Here is a 2613-nt window from a genome sequence, read left to right on the forward strand (position 1 = left end):
TGCATATTGCGAAGCTAAACGGCCGTCTTTGCGGAGCAAAACGGCCGCATTCCGTTTCTGAACAGCCGAATTTCTACCAGTCTCTGCAATCCAATCCTTATAATGATAGTAGCCATCCCAGTGGTGGTGAATAGATCATTTTAAGGAGGATAATGTATGCAGTTGGATTACAAGGACATCATTATCAAACACTACGCGCTATCAATGTCCGGTAGCGAAATAGCTCGTCAGGCTGGTTTCAGCAAGTCTGGTGTTAATGACTTCTTGAGAGCATTCAAGAAGTGCGAAGATCTGAGCTATCCATTACCAGCAGGCATCACTAACTATGGTATTGCCCTGAAGGTGTATGGAGCTGTTCCTGGATCAGGAGGACGAAATGAGAACATCGAGTTACCTGATTATGAAGATGCTGCCAAGCTTATGGCTACCCGTAAAAACATGACACTCATGTTTCTTTGGAACCGCTATAAGAAAAAGTGCGAAGAAGAAGGCGCTCGTTTCTATCAGTACAGTCAGTATTGTGAGCTCTACAACAAGTGGTGCGAAGAGAATTATGAGACCGCCCACTTTGATGCCATTATCGCACAAAAAATGGAAGTTGACTTTGCTGGTCAGACCTTCTCAATGACAGATCCTCTTACCGGCGAGATCATGGCCATCGTTGTATTTGTAGCCATCCTTCCTTATTCACAGTATATCTATGCAGAAGGAATGCTCTCAACGAAGGAACCACAGTGGATCGAGGTCAACAATCACGCACTGGATTACTTTGGTGGAGTTCCTGCTTTAGTAGTCTGTGACAACTGTAAACAGGCTGTTATCGTTAATCAGGACTGGATCGAGCCGGAACTGAACAAGGATTATGCTGACTGGGCTGACCACTATGGCACTGTTATTCTTCCTGCGAAGGTCCGTAATCCGAAATTCAAGAGTTCTGTAGAAAACGCAGTAGGCATTCTCGAGAAGGGCTTCTTCCACAAACTTGAAGAACGTCAGTATTTCTCACTGGAACAGTTTAATAAGGATCTCTGGAAGGAACTGGAGGCTCTGAATAAAGAGCCATTCAAGAAGAAGGAACACAACAGATACTACTATTGGGAAGAGGAACAAACGGAATTGATGCCGCTCCCCTCCATGCATTATGAGTACATGGAGAGAAAGACGGCAAAGGTATCAAGCGACTTCCACGTACGCTTTGACAATGCTTATTATAGCGTAGATAAAGCATTTCTGCACAAGAAAGTATCTATTAAGGCTTCTTCAACCGTAGTTCGTATTTATTCCCTTGCCGGAGAGTTTCTTTGTGAATGGCCCAGAGCTACTCGTAAGGGGCAGTGGTCAACCAATCCTGAACACCTGCCAGATCACTATAAAGGATTTACTCAGTGGAATGGTCCTTACTTTATTCAGAAAGCGCAACTCATTGGCAAGAATACAGAGACTGTTATCCGGACGATCCTCAAATCCAGACCATACGAAGTACAGACCTATCGTATGTGTCTGGGTATTCTGAACTTTACAAAGAAGTACAGCAATAAGACTCTGGAAGAGTGCTGTAAGCAGGCGGTTGCTCTGAATAAGCAGAAATATACCTTTATCAAGAATACGATAGCTGTTGTAGCAGATGATCTCGGAGAAGCAGGCTATCATCATCCCACATCGGCAAAGAAAGAACCGGTACGCGGAGGGTATGTAATGCCACCGGAAGCTTCCAGTATCGACACTCTTTTATCACGCAGCAAGGCTCTTGCTGATCAGATACGAGAGGGGGCCGATGAATAATGCTTACAGGAACTGTACTGATAAATGAACTCGTTGATGAACTGAACGAACTTAAGCTTTCAACTATGGCAGCTACATTGGATGATCTGTATCACAAACCCGGATTTCTGGAAATGGATCGGCTTACGCTTATTGCAGAACTGATCGGACCACAGTTTCAGGAAAAGGTCAGCACGACATTAAAGAATCGCTTAACAGCGGCACATCTGAAGGGCTCACCTGAAGAATTGTCAGACTGTGTGGACTCTGACAAGCGGGAGTATCTGCCTGCCGGTATAACAGAGGTTCTTTCCTCTTTTGACTTTATTGAAAGAGGCTACAATCTCTGTATTCTCGGAGAATCAGATGCCGGAAAGTCTTACCTTGCAAAAGCTATCGGCATAAAGGCCTGCAACCGATATAACGTCGGTTACTTTCACAGCGAGGAACTTTTGGAAAGCATGGTAGCTCTTAAAGAGCAGGATTACGATAAATATGCTCGCAAGATGAAGAAGTATCTCAAATGGGAACTGATCATCCTGGATGACTTCCTGCTTCACACAATCACTGACGAAAGAGAGATTAAAATCCTCTTTGAGCTTCTGGAGAAGCGGAACGAGCAGAGGAAAAGCACCATCGTATGCTCACAGCGTGATCCGGATAACTGGAAAGCGATGATCCTCAACGATGAGGTATCTGCCAATTCCATCATGAAGAGAGCTACAAAGCACTACACAGTTAAGATCAACACACGATAAGCGGTGGTCTTCTAACTAAAAAATAGGCGGCCGTTGACTTCGGAAAGCGGCCGTTCTAAAACAGAATGGTGACCGCTGAGCTCCGTAAAATGCA

Annotated in this window: 2 protein-coding genes; both read left to right on the plus strand. The window is 44.7% G+C overall.

Annotated features, from left to right (window positions below; all coding sequences use genetic code 11):
• Window positions 1-156: 156 nt before the first annotated feature.
• Window positions 157-1782, plus strand: a complete 1626-nt coding sequence (istA, locus tag DW677_RS17830) for an IS21 family transposase (RefSeq protein ID WP_117567935.1) — start codon at window positions 157-159, stop codon at window positions 1780-1782.
• The gene (locus tag DW677_RS17835; RefSeq protein ID WP_117505581.1) at window positions 1782-2519 is read left to right on the plus strand and encodes an ATP-binding protein; all 738 of its coding nucleotides are present in this window, start codon (window positions 1782-1784) and stop codon (window positions 2517-2519) included. The genes istA and DW677_RS17835 overlap by 1 nt, the downstream gene beginning before the upstream one ends.
• Window positions 2520-2613: the final 94 nt, after the last annotated feature.

This window comes from Clostridium sp. AM25-23AC, from assembly GCF_003435125.1.
Taxonomy (GTDB): Bacteria; Bacillota; Clostridia; order Lachnospirales; family Lachnospiraceae; genus Pilosibacter; species Pilosibacter fragilis.

Coding starts and splice junctions, on each gene's coding strand:
- istA (WP_117567935.1), top strand. CDS start 157: ATGCAGTTGGATTACAAGGACATCATTATCAAACACTACGCGCTATCA.
- DW677_RS17835 (WP_117505581.1), top strand. CDS start 1,782: ATGCTTACAGGAACTGTACTGATAAATGAACTCGTTGATGAACTGAAC.